This is a genomic window from Pseudomonas sp. FSL W5-0299 (assembly GCF_005930655.1).
GTDB lineage: Bacteria > Pseudomonadota > Gammaproteobacteria > Pseudomonadales > Pseudomonadaceae > Aquipseudomonas > Aquipseudomonas mandelii.
The window spans coordinates 194,058-210,029 of sequence record NZ_RXHX01000005.1; the positions used below are offsets into that span (position 1 = coordinate 194,058).

The 15,972-nt window shown below is 58.5% G+C and carries 16 protein-coding genes; 12 read left to right on the top strand and 4 right to left on the bottom strand.

The annotated features are described in order from the left end of the window. The first annotated feature begins 291 nt into the window (after nucleotides 1-291). The 6 genes from FHL16_RS09535 to FHL16_RS09560 all read left to right on the top strand — a co-directional run bounded on the left by FHL16_RS09535 (nucleotide 292) and on the right by FHL16_RS09560 (nucleotide 5,741). Nucleotides 292-528, top strand: coding sequence for a ferredoxin (locus FHL16_RS09535; protein WP_020300797.1), 237 nt, complete (start codon nucleotides 292-294; stop codon nucleotides 526-528). A gap of 51 nt (nucleotides 529-579) precedes the next feature. Further along, complete coding sequence (locus FHL16_RS09540; RefSeq protein ID WP_077748090.1) at nucleotides 580-1,338, top strand: SDR family NAD(P)-dependent oxidoreductase; 759 nt, start codon at nucleotides 580-582, stop codon at nucleotides 1,336-1,338. A gap of 66 nt (nucleotides 1,339-1,404) precedes the next feature. Then, the gene (locus FHL16_RS09545) at nucleotides 1,405-2,355 is read left to right on the top strand and encodes a VOC family protein (RefSeq protein WP_077748091.1); all 951 of its coding nucleotides are present in this window, start codon (nucleotides 1,405-1,407) and stop codon (nucleotides 2,353-2,355) included. Nucleotide 2,356: 1 nt separating this feature from the next. After that, nucleotides 2,357-3,241 carry a fumarylacetoacetate hydrolase family protein gene (locus FHL16_RS09550; protein ID WP_047531002.1) on the top strand — a complete coding sequence of 295 codons (885 nt, stop codon included), beginning with the start codon at nucleotides 2,357-2,359 and terminating at the stop codon, nucleotides 3,239-3,241. Between the two features lie 39 nt (nucleotides 3,242-3,280). After that, on the top strand, nucleotides 3,281-4,867 hold the full coding sequence (locus FHL16_RS09555; RefSeq protein WP_077748092.1) for an MFS transporter: 1,587 nt from the start codon (nucleotides 3,281-3,283) through the stop codon (nucleotides 4,865-4,867). An 88-nt stretch (nucleotides 4,868-4,955) separates the two neighbouring features. Continuing rightward, nucleotides 4,956-5,741, top strand: coding sequence for an IclR family transcriptional regulator (locus FHL16_RS09560; protein WP_077748093.1), 786 nt, complete (start codon nucleotides 4,956-4,958; stop codon nucleotides 5,739-5,741). A 9-nt stretch (nucleotides 5,742-5,750) separates the two neighbouring features. Here FHL16_RS09560 and FHL16_RS09565 read toward each other — a convergent pair whose 3' ends face one another. Beyond that, the gene (locus tag FHL16_RS09565) at nucleotides 5,751-6,941 is read right to left on the bottom strand and encodes a thiolase family protein (RefSeq protein ID WP_047530996.1); all 1,191 of its coding nucleotides are present in this window, start codon (nucleotides 6,939-6,941) and stop codon (nucleotides 5,751-5,753) included. Beyond that, nucleotides 6,941-7,339 carry a Zn-ribbon domain-containing OB-fold protein gene (locus FHL16_RS09570; RefSeq protein WP_047538897.1) on the bottom strand — a complete coding sequence of 133 codons (399 nt, stop codon included), beginning with the start codon at nucleotides 7,337-7,339 and terminating at the stop codon, nucleotides 6,941-6,943. Before FHL16_RS09570 ends, FHL16_RS09565 begins: the two co-directional genes overlap by 1 nt. 139 nt (nucleotides 7,340-7,478) lie before the next feature. On the opposite strand from FHL16_RS09570, the gene FHL16_RS09575 reads away from it, so the two are divergent. The 4 genes from FHL16_RS09575 (at nucleotide 7,479) to FHL16_RS09590 (ending at nucleotide 11,370) form a co-directional block, all read left to right on the top strand. Beyond that, on the top strand, nucleotides 7,479-8,180 hold the full coding sequence (locus FHL16_RS09575; protein ID WP_047530994.1) for an SDR family NAD(P)-dependent oxidoreductase: 702 nt from the start codon (nucleotides 7,479-7,481) through the stop codon (nucleotides 8,178-8,180). Beyond that, the gene (locus FHL16_RS09580; RefSeq protein ID WP_077748094.1) at nucleotides 8,177-9,175 is read left to right on the top strand and encodes a fumarylacetoacetate hydrolase family protein; all 999 of its coding nucleotides are present in this window, start codon (nucleotides 8,177-8,179) and stop codon (nucleotides 9,173-9,175) included. The genes FHL16_RS09575 and FHL16_RS09580 overlap by 4 nt, the downstream gene beginning before the upstream one ends. Nucleotides 9,176-9,298: 123 nt before the next feature. Continuing rightward, nucleotides 9,299-10,699 (top strand): aromatic ring-hydroxylating dioxygenase subunit alpha, encoded by a 1,401-nt coding sequence (locus FHL16_RS09585; RefSeq protein ID WP_047530990.1) that lies wholly within the window; start codon nucleotides 9,299-9,301, stop codon nucleotides 10,697-10,699. A gap of 95 nt (nucleotides 10,700-10,794) precedes the next feature. After that, complete coding sequence (locus FHL16_RS09590; protein WP_020300786.1) at nucleotides 10,795-11,370, top strand: aromatic-ring-hydroxylating dioxygenase subunit beta; 576 nt, start codon at nucleotides 10,795-10,797, stop codon at nucleotides 11,368-11,370. Between the two features lie 84 nt (nucleotides 11,371-11,454). Here FHL16_RS09590 and FHL16_RS09595 read toward each other — a convergent pair whose 3' ends face one another. Beyond that, nucleotides 11,455-12,195 carry a DUF2889 domain-containing protein gene (locus FHL16_RS09595; protein ID WP_077748095.1) on the bottom strand — a complete coding sequence of 247 codons (741 nt, stop codon included), beginning with the start codon at nucleotides 12,193-12,195 and terminating at the stop codon, nucleotides 11,455-11,457. A 101-nt stretch (nucleotides 12,196-12,296) separates the two neighbouring features. On the opposite strand from FHL16_RS09595, the gene FHL16_RS09600 reads away from it, so the two are divergent. Beyond that, entirely contained in the window at nucleotides 12,297-13,097 is an 801-nt protein-coding gene (locus FHL16_RS09600) for an SDR family NAD(P)-dependent oxidoreductase (protein ID WP_020300784.1), read from the top strand. A gap of 201 nt (nucleotides 13,098-13,298) precedes the next feature. On the opposite strand, the gene FHL16_RS09605 is transcribed toward FHL16_RS09600, so the two are convergent. Beyond that, on the bottom strand, nucleotides 13,299-14,930 hold the full coding sequence (locus FHL16_RS09605; protein ID WP_032904478.1) for an ATP-dependent acyl-CoA ligase: 1,632 nt from the start codon (nucleotides 14,928-14,930) through the stop codon (nucleotides 13,299-13,301). A 184-nt stretch (nucleotides 14,931-15,114) separates the two neighbouring features. Between FHL16_RS09605 and FHL16_RS09610 the strand changes: the two genes are divergently transcribed. Beyond that, complete coding sequence (locus FHL16_RS09610) at nucleotides 15,115-15,846, top strand: TetR/AcrR family transcriptional regulator (RefSeq protein WP_032904476.1); 732 nt, start codon at nucleotides 15,115-15,117, stop codon at nucleotides 15,844-15,846. The last annotated feature ends 126 nt before the right edge of the window (nucleotides 15,847-15,972 follow it).

Sequence of the window (15,972 nt, forward strand, 5' to 3'; positions counted from 1 at the left end):
GATTCTTTGAACAGAATCTGGTTTTTTAATCAGAATAAAATCAGAAATTCGGATTTGTCCAGCGCAGCTATCTGACTAACGGACAAACGAATTTCATGCGTTGCACCCACTGTTGAATCACTCTGAAGCCAGCCGTGTTCAACATCCTGCTGCGATTCACCCGTTTTGATGCCAAGGCAGTGATTAGCGACAGCGGATGAGTCTCAGCATATCCGCGTTAAAAATTAATTGCACATAAAATAAATAAGTGTTCATAATTTGCAGAGGCTGAACCTGATAAAGGAGAAAAAAATGAGTTCAGAAAAAGCGCAATTCAAAGCGGTGGCCGACCGAAGCCGCTGCTGTGGTTATGGTTTGTGTGCTGCGATTTGTCCCAGCCTGTACAAGCTTGATGCCGATGGCATGGTGTACCTCGACGATGCCCGTGTGCCGCCGGAGTTGGAGGAGGAGGCTCGTGAGGGTGCAGCCGCCTGCCCTGCGGAGGCCATCTGGCTTGAGCCCATCACCCCGGATGACGAAGCTGTTTGATGGCGTGAGCGTCAGCCGCAACGTGATAACCACTGAGGTGAGGATGTGCTTATGGGACGATTACCAAACAAGGTCGCGCTGATTACCGGTACTGGCGGCGGCCAGGGCAGGGCGGCGGCGCTGCGTTTTGCCCGCGAAGGGGCGATTGTGGTCGGTTGCGATTTCAATGCCGAAGGCCACGAGGAGACGGCAGCCTTGATGCGAGCCGAGGGGTTTACCCTGTATGGCTCGGCACCCGTGGACCTGGGCGATCACGAACAGGCCAAGGCCTGGATCGATGCCGCCGTGGCTGAACACGGGCGCATCGACATTCTCTACAACAACGCTTCCGCCGCACGATTCGGGCTGGTCAGCGAGCTGTCGATCGAAGATTGGCAGTACACCATGCGCAACGAAATCGACCTGCTGTTCTATACCACCAAATATGCCTGGCACCACTTGGCCGAACAGCGCGGAGTGATCATCAACGTATCGTCCACCGCCGCGTGGGGTGGCTCGAAAGTCGCCGGCATTTCCGCGCATTCCGCTGCCAAGGGCGCTGTGGTGTCCTTCACTCGCCAGTTGGCGGTAGAAGGCGCGCCGTTCGGTATCCGTGCGGTCAGTTTGAGCCCGGGATTTGTCGCGACGCCGGGCACCCGGCCGTTTCTGGAAGACCCAAAAATGCGCGCGATGCTGCTGGATGGGGTATTGATGGATCGCCCCGGCGAACCCGAGGAAGTGGTGGCGATGGCGGTCTTTGTCGCCTCGGATGAAGCTTCATTCATTACCGGTTCGGACTTCGTCATCGACGGCGGGTTACTCGCGATCTAGCACGCGCGGCGCCCTGGCAAGGGCTACCGGCACCCTTTCATCTCGAACAATAACAAGGTGAATAACGTGGACATCATCGGTATCGGTTACATGGGCTTTGAGACCCCCAATCTCGACGCGTGGCGCGAGTACGGCCCGCAGGTGATGGGTTTTGGCATCGGCAAGAACCCCGAGAGTGACCCCGATTCGCTGTACTTCAAAATCGATGATCGCCGCCATCGCTTCGCTTTCCATCCAGGCAAGGTTGACCGAATTGTCTACATCGGTTGGGAAGCGGTGGGGCGCATGGCGTTCGAGGACGGTATCAAGAAGCTGGCGGCCGCCAATATCGACTTCACCCGCGGTGACGCTGAACTGTGCGAAAAGCGTGGCGTGCGTGAATTAGTGCGTTTTCGTGACCCGGTGGGGTATCAGCACGAATTGTTTTACGGGCAAAAATGGATGCCGCGCTCGTTCCAGCCGGGCCGTCCGCACAGTGGTTTCCTTGCCGACGAACGAGGTGCGGGTCATGTGGTGCTGATCACTCCGGACTACACGCCAGAACTGGAGGACTTCCTGCTTAACGTCATGGGTTTCAGTTGGTATGGCGCCGGTGCGGGCAAAGGACGAACCGGATTCTTCCGCTCCAAACTCAACCATCACACCAGTCATGACATCGCGTATGGCCACGGGCCGGGTCGCATGGGCGTGCAGCATGTCGGGTTGTTTGTACGCAACGTGCGTGATGTCGGTGAGACCTACGACATCGTGCGTCAGCGTGAACTGCCGATGATGATGACCCTCGGCCAACATGCCCAGGACCCCCATCTGTCGTTTTACCATTTCAATCCGTCCGGGTTTGCCTTCGAGACCATTGCTGAAATCGAGCCATGGCAAGGCGATCCCTACGAGCTGAATCCGGAAAAACTCAGCCTGTGGGGCCACGAAATGGTCGGGCCAATTCTCGGCGCCAGCGTCAAGACACCGGAAGAAGTGCTCGACGCCGAGTACCTGCCGACGTACCTGGCCAAGCGCTGACATGCGTCTGGCGCGGGTCGAAGTTGCAGGGCAAGCGTTCTGGGCGTTGCTGGATGCGCAAACTGACCGCCTGCGGCGTATTGATGCGCCGTTCACCCACTGGGCCGGGCTAGGGGCGGATCTTGCGTCAGACGCCCTGGACCTGAGTGGCGATTGGTTGCCGTTGTCGGCTGCGCGCCTGCTTGCGCCGCTGGAACCGGGCAGTCGGGTGTTTGGTGTGGGTCTCAATTACCTCAGCCACCTCAAGCGCCTCGGCAGTGATGCGCCGGCACACCCTCTGGCCTACATGAAACCTGAGTCAGCGCTGGTCGGCGCCAATGACGAGATCGAATATTCGCCGCTGACAACCCAGCTTGACTATGAGGTCGAATTGGTCGCAGTGGTGGGCCGACCGTTGCTGGATGAACCCCATGCCAGCGACTGCCTGCTGGGGTACACGGTGGGCAATGACATCAGTGCTCGAGATGCCGGTAAACAGATCGGCCGCCTGGACTTGTTGACCCAGAAAGCCATGGACCGCACTACTCCGGTAGGTCCCTGGATTGTGACGGCAGACGAATTGGGCGTAATGGGGCAACCGGCGCTGGATATACGCCTCAGCGTCAACTACGAACTGCGCCAGCAGGACAATACGCGGCAGATGATTTTTCCTTTGGATGAGTTGCTCAATTATCTGGATGCACGCATCAGTCTGCGTCCTGGCGACCTGGTGTTTACCGGTTCTACCCACGGTGTGGGCCTGGAAAGCGGGCGCTTTTTGCGGCCGGGTGATCGGGTCGAGGCCGAAATCCAAGGCGTCGGCCGACTGCGCAATACCGTCGCTCTGCCACGCCAGCTCTGCCCCGCACGTGCGGCTGGGCGACTGGGTCAGCCGCTGGGTAACTAACCCGCTGATTTTGACAGGAATAGACGCTGAGGAGTGATGATGAGCGAGGGTTCGGCGTGGGCGCCGTTTCGCAACAAAGCGTTCCGCGGCTTATGGCTGGCAGCCGCAGTGGTCAACATGGCTATCTGGATGCAGACGGTCGCCGCGGCGTGGATCATGACCACATTGACGACGTCGGCAGCCATGGTCTCTCTGGTGCAAACCGCCGTGACCCTGCCGGTATTCCTGTTTGCCTTTCCCGGTGGGGTGATTGCCGATCGGGTGGACCGTCGCAGTTGGCTGATCATTACCCAGTGCATGATGCTGTTCGCCGCACTGGTGTTGTGTGTGCTGGCGTACAGCGCGCACCTGGAAACCTGGGGCTTGTTGGCGTTTACCTTTGTGCTCGGTACTGGCAGTGCGCTGGGCATGTCGGCGTGGATGGTGACCATGGTAGGTGTACTGCCCCGCGACCAGGTGCCGGCCGCAGTGTCCTTGAACGGAATTTCCATCAACGCCACCCGCGCTTTGGGCCCCGCGTTGGCGGGTGCACTGATTGCATACTGGAACACGACCTCGGTATTTCTGGTGATCGCGCTGTGTATGTTCGCGGTGCTGCTATTCCTCTTTCGTATCGCTCCCAACCCGCCTGCCGTGGGCTTGCCACCGGAAACCCTGACCGGTGGCATGCGCAGTGGCCTGCGCTATATCCGGCATTCAGCGGTCCTGTTCAGCGCCATGAAGCAGGTTCTGGTGTTCACCACGAGTGCCAGCGCTTTGTGGGCCTTGATGCCGCTGGTGGCCAAGCAGGAATTGGGTATGGATGCCGGTGGTTATGGCTTGCTCATGGCGTTTCTTGGCGCCGGTGCAGTGTTGGCTGCGCTCAGCTTGCCGCGGCTGTATCGCGTATTGGGCATGCGTCATCTGCTGGTTTGCGGCGCCATCTCCTTTGCCCTCGCCACCCTCACTGCCGCGCTATCCAACAACCGCTATGCGGTCTGCGCGATGATGCTGCTGGCGGGGTTCGGCTGGATGGCGGTCAACGCGACCATTTCCACGGTGGTGCAAACCTATGCCGCCAATTGGGTGCGCGCACGGGTCGCATCGGTCTATGTGTTGATCCTGATGGGCGCGATGGCGGCCGGCGGTGCGATATGGGGGGCATTGGCCGAGTATCTGGGGTTGAGCCAGAGCTTGTTGCTCTCGACACTGTTGTTGCTGGTCGGCATCGCGCTGACCCGAAATGGCCATGTGGAACTGGGCCAGGAAGCAGACTTTGCCGAGGTGCAGTTGACCGACACACTCCAGCTGGCCAGTCCGGTGTCCCATTCCGATGGACCGGTATCGGTGGAGATTGTGTACCAGGTGGCTGCGCCGGACCGCGATGACTTTCTGGCCGCTGTGTACACGGTAGGCAAGGCGCGACGGCGCAACGGCGCGCAAAACTGGCGTCTGTACCGCGACATGGCGGACCCGCAACTCTACAGCGAGCGCTTTATTGTCGAGTCCTGGCTGGAATACTTGCGCCAACAGGTTCGGGTGACCCAGGCCGACCATGCCCAAGAGCGTCTCATCGAGCGTTTTCGTCGCGAAGATCTGCAAACCCGTCGTTTGATCTATCAGCCGCCAGTGAAACTAACCGATTGAAGTGATCGAATAATTCCCAGATAAAACTTTTACGACGCCAATCATTCTCAGGTTAGAATGGCGCCACTCTAAAGTTACTGGATCGGGCATGGAACTCACTGACGTCAACGACAGCAGCAAATCGGCCGGCGCAACCCTCGTCAAACCCGTTTCCAACGCCATACGCATCTTGCGTTACCTCAGTCAGGTGGGTACGCCGGAACGTTCAGTGGACATCGCCCGGCAACTGAAAATCAATCCAAGCACCTGCTTCAACATCCTGCGTACCCTGGTGCAAGAGGATGTGGTCGATTTCAGTGCTCTTTCCAAGCGTTACACCGTGGGCCTGGGCCTGGCGCGTCTGGTCGAACAATTGGTTACCCAGGGTCATCGCGTTCAGATGGCCAAACCGCTGTTGCAGAACCTGGCTGCACGCCAGCGGGTGACCATCACCCTGTGGCGAAAAATGAGCCCTGACCGCATCGTCATTGTCAGTTCCGCTGCAAGCCCGACCGATGTGCGTATCGACATGGCCGAAGGTCAGCGTCTGCCGATTCTGATGGGCGCCAGCGGCCGGTTGTTCGCTACGCAGATCGACCTCGACGATCCGGAAGTACAGAGCAGTTTCGAGACGATTCGTTGGGCTCAACCTCTTTCGCTGGTGGTTTACCGTGAGGAAGTGAGACAGGCTGCCGAGCGTGGTTGGGCAATGGACGACGGGCATTTCTCGGGGGGGATTCTTGCGATTGCGGCGCCGGTCTTTTCACCGACCAACAGCATCGATTTCACCGTGTCAGCAGTGATGTTCCGTGGCCAACGGGACGAAGAGGGCCTTGCCGAACTGGGCAAGGCGTTGATCGAGTTCTGTAGCGAAGTGGCCGGCGTACTCTACTGAGGCGCGCCGTTACTCGCGAACCAGTAGCAGGCTGCCCCCCAGCGGGCCGCCTCCGGCTGCCACCGTACTGACGCGGTGTTCGCGGGTTTGCCGGCCTTCGGCACGGCCCCACAGTTGCAGGCAGGCTTCATGCACGTAACCCAGGCCGTGGGTGCGTCCGCCAGACAGCTGCCCGCCATTGGTATTGATGGGCAAGCTGCCCTCCAGTGCGATGCGCGTGCCACCCTCGACGAACGCACCACTTTCCCCGGTGGGGCACAGGCCCAGGGCTTCAAGCCAGATCAGGGTCAAGATCGAAAATCCGTCATACAACTGCGCAGATTCAACATCCTGCGGGGTGTAGTCGGTGCGTGCCCACATCATCTCTCCGACATCGAAGGCGGCCATTTTGGTCAGGGAGATCTGATCCCACGACCATGGCTGGTTCAACGCTGCGCCCATGGCCTCGATGCGGATCGGTTTGTTCGGCTGGTCCTGGGCGATATCGCGACGGGACAGGATGATGGCGGTGGACGCATCGCAATGCACGTCGCAGTCGAACATGCGCAGAGGCGTTGAAATCATCCGCGATGCCATGTAGTCGTCCATGCTCATCGGCGTGCGATACAGCGCCTTAGGGTTGCGCATGGCGTTCTGGCGACACGTCAGGGCTATCTGCGCCAGCTGCTCCGGTCGGGTGCCGTATTCATGGAAGTGACGCTGGGCATACAACGCCATCAGGTTGATGCCCGATTGCACATTGAACGGGGTAAACCACTGCCAGGCGTAGCTGCTGTCGCGACCCTGGGTTTTATTGGTCAGTGCGCCGGCCTGTTTGTTGACCATGCGCGCCGACGCTTCGGTGATGGTGCGAAACACCAGTACGTGCTTGCACAGGCCCGCCGCAATCGCCATGGCCCCGTTGATCACCCCGGTGAGCGGGCCGGGCCCTTCATAACCGCCACCGAACCAGTTGACGTTGAGCCCGAGGGCACTCTTCAGCGCACTGGGACCGACCGGTGAAAACGGGTCGCCATTGTTGTTGTCGCCCGGCCAGCAGGCCACGCCGTCGATGTCGCTGCGTTGCAGGCCGGCGTCCGCAATGGCTTCCAGGCAGGCATCCAGGGTCAGGCGCATCGCTGACTTGCTCGACGGTCGCCCGATCTCTGATTGACCGATACCGGTAATGGCTACGTCTTTTTCATAACGATGATCGAACATCACTGATCCTTCTCGAACAGAGGTAACCATACATCCTCGACATTGAGGAAGCTGACCCGTACCGGCATGTCGATCTGCACATCCGTGACCGGCATGCCCACCACGTTGCTCACGAACTGCAAGCCGGGTTGCTCAACCAACTCGATGATCGCCACCACATAGGGCACCTCCAGGTCGGGGGTCCAGGGCTGATAGTTGATGGTGAAGCTGAGCACTTTGCCCTTGCCGGACACCGCTTGCGGCGCCACGTCAAAGCTTGCGCAATGCGGGCAGAGCGGGGCGGGCGGGTGGAAATACCGGCTACAGGCCGCGCAGCGATGAACGAGCAGTTCGCCCTGTTGACCGCCTTGCCAGAAGGCGCGGTTGTCGGCGTTGAGTGCAGGCAGTTTTCTAGGCATCAGCGGTCCGCAGGTGAGTGTTTGACTTGAAGTCATACGGTATCATTTGTACATATTTTCTAAAAGTGTCATATATTCATCTGGACAAAGGCGCGAATCGACCGTTCGCGCCGTAAAACAACAACAAGAGGATTTCGCGATGTTCCAATCATTATTGGACAAGAGGGTAGTCGTCACCGGCGGGTTTGGTGCCCTCGGCAGCGCACTTGGCACATTTCTGCTGGCGCGAGGCGCGCGGGTTGCGTTGCTGGATCGCAACGAGGCCCCAGCTGCCTTGCTGGATACGGAAAACCTGCTGTGCCTGGGCGGTGTCGACCTGACCTCGAGCGAGTCGGCCAGCGCTGCGTTCGAGCAGGTCGCGGCGCATTTGGGTGGCATCGACGGTTTGGTCAATGTCGCGGGCGGTTTTGCCTGGGAGACCGTCGAAGGCGGCAGCCTGCTGACCTGGGATCGGCTTTACCAGATGAACGTGCGTACCGCCGTGGTCAGTTCCCAGTCTGCGTTGGCGCACCTGCTGGATTCCAAGGCCGGGCGCATCGTCAACATTGGCGCGCTGGCCTCGGTCAAAGCCGCAACCGGTATGGGGGCTTATGCCGCCTCCAAGGCCGGTGTAGCCCGGTTGACCGAGGCGTTGGCCGAGGAGCTGAAGGATCGTGGTGTAACGGTCAACGCTGTGCTGCCGAGCATCATTGACACCCCCGCCAACCGCGCCGACATGCCTGATGCCGACAGCGGCCGCTGGGTCACTCCGCAGGCGTTGGCGGCGGTAGTGGCGTTTCTGTTATCCGACGAAGCCGCAGCGGTAACCGGTGCACTGCTGCCTGTGAGTGGCCGCGTATGAGGCTGGTGACGTATACCGATGCCGAAGGTTTTGATCGCGCGGGGGCATTGCTCAATCGGGACCAGCAGGTGCTCGATCTGCAAAATGCTTACCGCCTGCGAGAAGGTCGTGACAGTGTGGCATTGAGCAGCATTCTGGCCTTGGTGGAGGCCGGTGAGCCGGCGTTGGACCTGGCCCGTGCGCTGGTTACCAAGGCACCCTCGGCGGCGGTGCTGGAGCGTGCCAGCGTGAAGCTGCGCGCACCGATCCAGCCACCTCCACAAATGCGCGACTGTTCCTGCTTCGAATTGCATCTGCGCCAGAGCTTCGCGGCGGCCCGTCGCGCGCGTGCGCTACGTACCGAAGACCCGGAAGCCACGCTGAAAGCGATGAACACTCGTGCTGACGATCGGGTCATCGAGACTTTCAACAAGCAGCCCATCTACTACAAGGGCAACCGTTTCGCGGTGATTGGCATCGACGATGAATTTCAATGGCCGAGCTACAGCCGGGCGATGGATTTCGAACTCGAGTTCGGTTGCTACATCGGTAAGCGCGGCAAGGACATCAGCCGTGAGGCCGCCCGGGCGCATATCGTCGGCTACACCATCTTCAACGACATGAGTGCCCGCGACGCCCAGGCCCTGGAAATGCCCGGCATGCTCGGCCCGGCCAAGAGCAAGGATTTTGATACGGCCAACATTATGGGGCCCTGCCTGGTGACAGCCGATGAACTGGGTGATCCCTATGACCTGAATATGGTTGCCCGGGTCAATGGCGAGGAGTGGGGGCGCGGTAATACCCGTGATATGCGCTGGAGTTTCGAAGACGTGATTGCCCACGTGTCCCGCTCGGAAACCCTGTACCCCGGTGAGTTTCTGGGCTCCGGCACGGTCGGCAACGGCTGCGGCCTGGAGCAATTACGTTATTTGAAGCCTGGCGATGTGGTTGAACTGGAGATCGACGGCATTGGTGTGCTGCGTACTCAAGCGGGCAAGCCATCGAGCAAGGATTGACGCATACGTGAATGACGGAAGAATTCACTTACAAGTAGAAAGTGAATTCTATGTACATAAATAGAGAAAGTGTCTTATATTTCGTTGTGACCACTGTCGTGACGCTCTGATCAGGAGGCAATCATGCTAACAAAAACAAGCCCCGTATTGTCTGATGGAACCAAGGTCTCGGACCTTATCTATCCATCCAGCCGTGAAGTACAAATGCGCGTGTTGTCTGACCGCGAAATCTACGAGCTGGAGATGGAAAAAATCTTCGGCAAGATCTGGGTACTCCTGGGTCACGAGTCGGAGATCCCCAATTCCGGGGACTTCATGGTCCGCGACCTGGGCTCCGACTCGGTCATTGTTGCCCGTGGCAAAGAGGGCGAGGTGTTTGTAAACCTCAATGTGTGCCCGCACCGCGGCATGCGCATCAGTACCGCTGATTGCGGCAATACACAAATTCATAAATGCATCTACCACGGCTGGGCCTTCCGCCCGAATGGCGACTTTGTCGGCTCACCCGTCGAGCGTGAATGCATGCACGGCAAAATGCTGCCCAAAGAAGAACTGGGCCTGAAAAAGGCTCGGGTCACGCTGTATGGCGGTCTGGTCTTTGCGACCTGGAATATCGATGGACCATCGTTCGACGAATTCCTGGGCGATGCCAAGTGGTATTACGACATGCTCTTCTGCCGCTCCGACAAAGGCATGGAAGTACTCGGTCCACCGCAGCGCTTTATCGTTAACGCCAACTGGAAGACGGCTGGCGAGCAATCGGCGGCCGACGGTTTCCACACACTGACCTTGCACCGCTGGTTAGGCGAAGTGGGTAACTACGCCAAGAAAGGCGAGGGCGAAACAGCCGACCTCAGCCCGGAAATGATCGGCGTCGAAATCAGCTCGCCGCACGGCCATGCGCTGCGTTGCATCGACCTGGCGCGCAAGATCAAGCGCCTCACCGGACTCGATCCGGCAGAGTTGAGTGTGCAGCAAAAGCTCGAAGCATTGCCGCCTGCCGGCATGACCGCCGACATGGTCGAACAGCTGGCACGCAACTTGACCGAAGATCAGTTGAAAGTGCTCACCAGCATGCCGCCGCAAGTCGGTGGGATGTTCCCGAATATTCTTTTCGGTTTTGTCTACATTCCGCAGCCGGATGGCACTGTCGTCGGCTCGATGACCCTGCACGCCTACGTGCCGCAAGGTCCGGACAAGCTCGAGTTCGTCAACTGGGTGTTTGCCGAGAAAGACGCTTCCCCGGAACTGCGCGACAAGATGCTCAAGCAAACCATCCAGCTGTTCGGCACGTCCGGCATGGTCGAGCAGGATGACTCCGATACCTGGCCGCACATGACGCTGGCTGCCAAGGGGGCGATGGGCCGCAAGAGCACGATGAAATACCAGGCAGTCTTTGAAACCGGAGCACCGGAAGGGTGGCCTGGCCCCGGCATCGTCAACGAAGGTTTCACCAAGGACGATACCCAGTGGCACTGGTGGTTGTACTGGCATGAGCTGATGACCGCATCGGACGAGAAATAAGCGTTCGCCAGTCCTGGTTCGACAGCGGTCCTAGCGGGCCGCAGTCGCCGGTAACAGCATTCACGAGTACAAGAATAAAAGTTAAGGAGTTACTCATGGCTCAGGTTCAACAACGCGGTGTGGAGGATATCCAGCCGGGTTCCCCAGTCGGTACCAAGCGAGTACCGGTGGGTTCGCCGATTTACAACGATGTGGTGACCTTTCTCTACGAGGAAGCCACGCTGCTCGACCAGATTCGCCTGCAGGAGTGGGCCGAACGCCTGGACACCGACCTGGTGTACACCGTGCCGCTGCGCCAGACGCGCTTGGCCGCCGAGTTGAAAACCACCATCGTGCGCAGCGTTCAGCATTACCACGATGACTACCGCTCGATCATGGGCCGAATCCTGCGCCTGTCCGGCAAAAGTGCCTGGGCGGAAGATCCTCCTTCGCGTACCCGACGTCTGGTGACTAACGTGTTTGTCGAAGAAACCGACAAGAGCGATGAGTTTGTGGTGACCAGTTACCTGCTGCTGACCCGTAGCCGTTTCAAAGATCACCATGTCGACATCATCAGTGGCGAACGGCGTGATGTGCTGCGTCTGAGTGAGGCGGGATTCAAGCTGGCGCGGCGCGAAGTCATCATCGACCAAGCGGTGCTTGGAACGCCAAATCTGGCCGTCTTCCTCTAGGCATTATCGGCGGTCTGGTTCGAATCCGGATCGCCGGGCCTTGCGGGTGATGGTCGCGCGGCTTTTGATATGGGAGCCGTGTGACTATTGGTGCTGCCTAAGCCACTCCTGGTCCTGGGCGCACAATCTGAACTGTTCATTGCTGAAGTCCAGCGTCGAACCCTTCATGCGCAGTGCCTGTTCCGCGCGTTCGGGTTGTTGGCTGTAGCAGCGGCCGGTGTTCAGGGCATGAATCTGCTCGTCGAGGTTGTACGCGCGCCCCATCGAAATCAGGGTGCAGCGGCGAAGTAAAAGAGCCGCTTCGGCGGCTTCTTCATTGAGGGCATTCAGTGCCCAGCGTGCCATGCCTTCGCGAAGATTGATGCCGCAATAGGGTGAGGGTCCTTCAATCATGGTGCCGTCTACTTCCCAGGTCAGGTCTTCATTGCCATCGCGTACCAACGTAGCGCGGGTGCGGTTGTCGATGCGCTGGCCCACGCTAATGTCATAGCGGCGCTGGCGGGTGCCACGTGCGGCAGCAGCAATGGCGAGCCCCGCGAGATCGAGCAAGTGGGTGCATTGATGACTGGCGTCGGTCTGCCGGGTGACTGAATGGGCTATCCGGTCCAGCTTCATCCCCCGCAATTGCTGTAATTGATTGCAAGCCTGCGGGCACAGGGAATAGGGATAGCGCAGCGCTTCACCGCCAATGGCGATGACTTCACCTGCGCGGTAGCTGACCCACACCCGGAAGTGGTGGAAGTCGTCTTCCAGAGCGGCGCGAGCTTCGCCCGTGCCATTGGCATGCTGAGCAATGATGTCTACGCGGCGACGAAATGCAGTCATCCTCAATATCCTTGTTTCAATGCTGTTCAGGCTGACGAAATAAGCTATATTTGAACACTATAACCAAAAATGTTCACTAAAAAACAAGAAGTGGAGTGACTATGGCACTGCTAAATGAACAGGTTGCGCTGATTACTGGCGCAGGTGGCGGAATCGGCCGCGGCATTGCGCTGAACTTTGCCAAAGAGGGCGCTGCCGTGGTGGTCGCCGAGCTGGATGTCACCAGTGGCGAGGCCGTAGTCGCCGAACTCAAAGCGCTGGGTGCCCAAGCGGTGTTCATCAAGACTGACGTGTGCAGCAAGGCCGATATCGAAGCCGCCGTGCAATTAGCCGTTGATCAATTTGGTGGCCTGGACATCCTGGTTAACAATGCCTTTGCACCCACCCCTAATGTCCTTCTGGAAGAAAAAACCGACGCGATGCTGGAGCAAACCCTCGGCTCTACGGTGTGGGCGGCCTGGTGGGCGATGAAAGCCGCACTGCCGCATATGAAAGCGCGGGGCGGTGGCAAGATCATCAACTTCTATTCAATCGATATCGAGATCGGCGCCTGGCTGCACGGCGATTACAACACGGCCAAGGCAGCGATCGTCGGGCTGACTCGCAGCGCCGCCTCTGAATGGGGGCGGTTCAACATTCGAACCAATGCCATCGCACCTACCGCGATGGGCGCCACCTTCCACAAACTTGCCGCAGAAAACCCGGGCTTTGCCGAAATGTCCGCTTCAATGCGTCCGCTGGGCCGCTGTGGCGAGCCTGAAGCCGACATTGGCCCGGTGGTGGTATTCCTCGCGTCGGAGATGTCGCGCTTTATCACCGGCGAGACCATTCACGTCGACGGTGGCCTGCACCTACCCGGTTACAACTCCCGCCCCAAAGGCATTCCCGTGCGCGAGTATTGATTTCACACGATTAATGCAGGAGCGAGCTTGCTCGCGATGGACGTTAACGATAACGCGCACGTTCTGGTAAAACGCGTTGTCCTTGAGTTCATCGCAAGCAAGCTCACTCATACAAAGGCGACACCAGGCCCAAGAGACGCGAAAGCCCGCTTCAAAGCGGGCTTTCGGCGTTGGATGGCCGACACATGCCAGGTAGTACTGTTACTTTTTGGACACCACGATCGATGTGGTTTCCAGATCCCAGGTGGCGTCGGTTTTACCTTCATCGCGCAGCAGATACTTCAACACCCGGCCCTGCGGGTTTTTCGGCAAGCTGCTGCGAAACTCGATGTAGCGCGGCAAGGCATAGTAGGGCACCGAGTCGGTGGCCCAATGGAACAGTTGCTCCGGCTCAAGCGTCACGCCTTCATGCAGCACGGCAGTCACCTTCACATCATCCTCGCCTTTATCTGAAGGCACGGCATGCACCGCCACTTCGGCCAGTGCCGGGTGAGAAGCAAAGGCTGCTTCCATTTCAAAGCTGGAAATGTTCTCCCCCCTGCGACGCATGTAGTCCTTCTTGCGGTCGACAAAGTAGAAGAAGCCAACATCATCGAATTTGCCAACGTCGCCGGTGTGGAACCACATATTGCGCATCAGCTTCTGGGTATCCTCCGGACGACGCCAGTAGCCCTGGAACATGATGTCGGGACGGAGCGGGCGCACCACGATTTCGCCAGGGGAGTTGGGCGGCACTTCCTGATCGAGGTCGTCGACGATCCTTACGTCAAAATCTGCAATACGTTTACCCGACGAGCCGGGCGCGGCGTATTCCCCGGCAGCCAGCGAAGTGATAACGCAGGCTTCGGTCAGGCCATAGCCGTTGCCGCCTACCAGCTTGGTGCCGAAGCGCTCGCGCCAGATCTTTTTGGTTTCTTCGGTATAAGGGTTGCCACGGGCGGTATGGATCTGCCCGACGCAGCGCAGCATCGCTTCGTTGTCTGGCGCCTGGGCGAGGAGGCCGCCCATGCCACCCAGGATCGAGGCAATGGTCGCGCCCGAGCGCTCCACTTCCGGCCAGAAATTCGAGACCGAGAATCGCGCAAGAATGGCGGCGCGCGCGCCCACCAGAATGCTGGCAATGATCGATACACACAGCGCATTCATGTGAAACAGCGGCAGCGGCGTGATGGTGACGTCGTCGGCACTGGCCGGACCGGCACGTAGTTGCAGGCGCGCCAGATTGCACATGAAGTTGTAGCTGATCATGCAGCCCTTGGAAGGGCCCGTGGTGCCCGAGGTGTAAATCAGGCAGGCAAGGTCTGAAGGTCGCGGTTTATTGGCGAGTGGGGTGGCGTCATGGCCACGCCATTCATCCAGTGGCGCAATACGAATCGGGCAATCAGGAACTGCCTCGAGGGTGCCACGGTGAAGAATGTGGTGTACGTCCTGCAGTTGTTCGGCGAGTGGTGTGATGCGCAGCAGGTAGGCCGCTTCGCAGATCACCACCGAGGTGCCGGTATCGGCGATCTGATGGCGGAGGAACTCGCCCTTGAGCGCGGTGTTGATCGGCACACTCACGGCGCAGAGCTTGTTGATGGCCAGCCAGGTGGTGACGGCATCGATGTTGTTATCCAGCATCGTCAGCACGGTTTCACCGGCCTTGACGCCCAGGGTGGCAAGTGCGTTGGCCATCTTGGTGGAAAGTGAGTCAACCTGAGCATATGTGTATAACTCACCGCTGAAATCCAGCAATATTTTGTCTGGATGCCTTGCTACCGCACGATCTAACGCATCAATGACAGTGTCTCGTTCTCCCACTGTCCAGGTGTCTGGATTTCCACTGCTACCCATCAGTTTTCTCCTTTTAGGCACCCATAACCGGTCGGGTTGCCTGATTTTATTTTGAAGAGAGAATCCGATTCTAAATACAAACTCATCAAATGTCTTTAGCAATAAGTTGAACATATAGTGTTATTTATGCACAGATCCTGTGGTAACGTTGCACAATCTTTACTCTTCATGAGCCCGTCACGCCATGCCAAAAGTCGCATCCAAGAAAGCAGAGGCGCCTGCGCCGGCTCCCAAATCCAAAAAAAATGCGCCATCTGAAGCAGGGGCGAGCCCGGCTAAACCCGTAGAGCGACGTGCTGCTGCCAACTCAGTGGCAGGCACCAAGGTAAAGCCGAATCGCCGTTCGGAAGAAACCATTGCCAACATCCTTAAAGCCACTGAAGAAGTCGTGCTGATGTCTGGCGCGGATCGTATTTCGATTCTGGATGTGTGCCAGGTAGCGGGCGTTTCCCGTGGCACCTTTTATCGCTATTTCGCCTCGCAGGAGGACTTGTTGGACACCTTTTCGCGCCACAAGCGCGAAAGTTTTCACAGCTCGCTGTCCCAGGAACTCGGTCACATCAGTGATCCGGAAGCGCGCTTGAATGCGCTATTTGCCTATCTCGATAACTATCTAGAGCAAAGTCGGGCTCGTCGTCTTCTTGTGGTTGCGCCCGACTACGCGCTGGGCTTCTTCCGACGGATTTTCCACGATTCGATCGTGCGCTTTCAGGATGGCCTGGGCATCGTTTTCGACGACTGGGACGAACGCCTCGGGGTGCGTCTTGACCGTGAGCTGATCTGCGAAATGATCATTCGTTACGTGTTGAGCGAAATCCTCGTGCCAGAAGCCGCAGGGCGTCGATTGTTCCCGGTCCGGGTGAAAAAACTCCTGGGCGCGCTGATCATGGGTTCTACCTCGCGCACCCGCCGCTGACCTTAAAGAACTACCCATCGCGCTAACCAAAGCCCCCGTTTATCGGGGGCTTTGCGTTTTCGTACGCGAATTTTCTGCCACCTGCATTCCATTCTTTTTCAAGGCTGACTCGTAGTTTTTAACCTC

Excerpts from the sequence above, each read along its gene's own strand:
- FHL16_RS09575 (WP_047530994.1), top strand. The coding sequence starts at position 7,479 with ATGTTCCAATCATTATTGGACAAGAGGGTAGTCGTCACCGGCGGGTTT.
- FHL16_RS09590 (WP_020300786.1), top strand. The coding sequence starts at position 10,795 with ATGGCTCAGGTTCAACAACGCGGTGTGGAGGATATCCAGCCGGGTTCC.
- FHL16_RS09595 (WP_077748095.1), bottom strand. The coding sequence starts at position 12,195 with ATGACTGCATTTCGTCGCCGCGTAGACATCATTGCTCAGCATGCCAAT.
- FHL16_RS09580 (WP_077748094.1), top strand. The coding sequence starts at position 8,177 with ATGAGGCTGGTGACGTATACCGATGCCGAAGGTTTTGATCGCGCGGGG.
- FHL16_RS09540 (WP_077748090.1), top strand. The coding sequence starts at position 580 with ATGGGACGATTACCAAACAAGGTCGCGCTGATTACCGGTACTGGCGGC.
- FHL16_RS09600 (WP_020300784.1), top strand. The coding sequence starts at position 12,297 with ATGGCACTGCTAAATGAACAGGTTGCGCTGATTACTGGCGCAGGTGGC.
- FHL16_RS09555 (WP_077748092.1), top strand. The coding sequence starts at position 3,281 with ATGAGCGAGGGTTCGGCGTGGGCGCCGTTTCGCAACAAAGCGTTCCGC.
- FHL16_RS09610 (WP_032904476.1), top strand. The coding sequence starts at position 15,115 with ATGCCAAAAGTCGCATCCAAGAAAGCAGAGGCGCCTGCGCCGGCTCCC.
- FHL16_RS09560 (WP_077748093.1), top strand. The coding sequence starts at position 4,956 with ATGGAACTCACTGACGTCAACGACAGCAGCAAATCGGCCGGCGCAACC.
- FHL16_RS09570 (WP_047538897.1), bottom strand. The coding sequence starts at position 7,339 with ATGCCTAGAAAACTGCCTGCACTCAACGCCGACAACCGCGCCTTCTGG.
- FHL16_RS09550 (WP_047531002.1), top strand. The coding sequence starts at position 2,357 with ATGCGTCTGGCGCGGGTCGAAGTTGCAGGGCAAGCGTTCTGGGCGTTG.
- FHL16_RS09565 (WP_047530996.1), bottom strand. The coding sequence starts at position 6,941 with ATGTTCGATCATCGTTATGAAAAAGACGTAGCCATTACCGGTATCGGT.
- FHL16_RS09585 (WP_047530990.1), top strand. The coding sequence starts at position 9,299 with ATGCTAACAAAAACAAGCCCCGTATTGTCTGATGGAACCAAGGTCTCG.
- FHL16_RS09605 (WP_032904478.1), bottom strand. The coding sequence starts at position 14,930 with ATGGGTAGCAGTGGAAATCCAGACACCTGGACAGTGGGAGAACGAGAC.
- FHL16_RS09535 (WP_020300797.1), top strand. The coding sequence starts at position 292 with ATGAGTTCAGAAAAAGCGCAATTCAAAGCGGTGGCCGACCGAAGCCGC.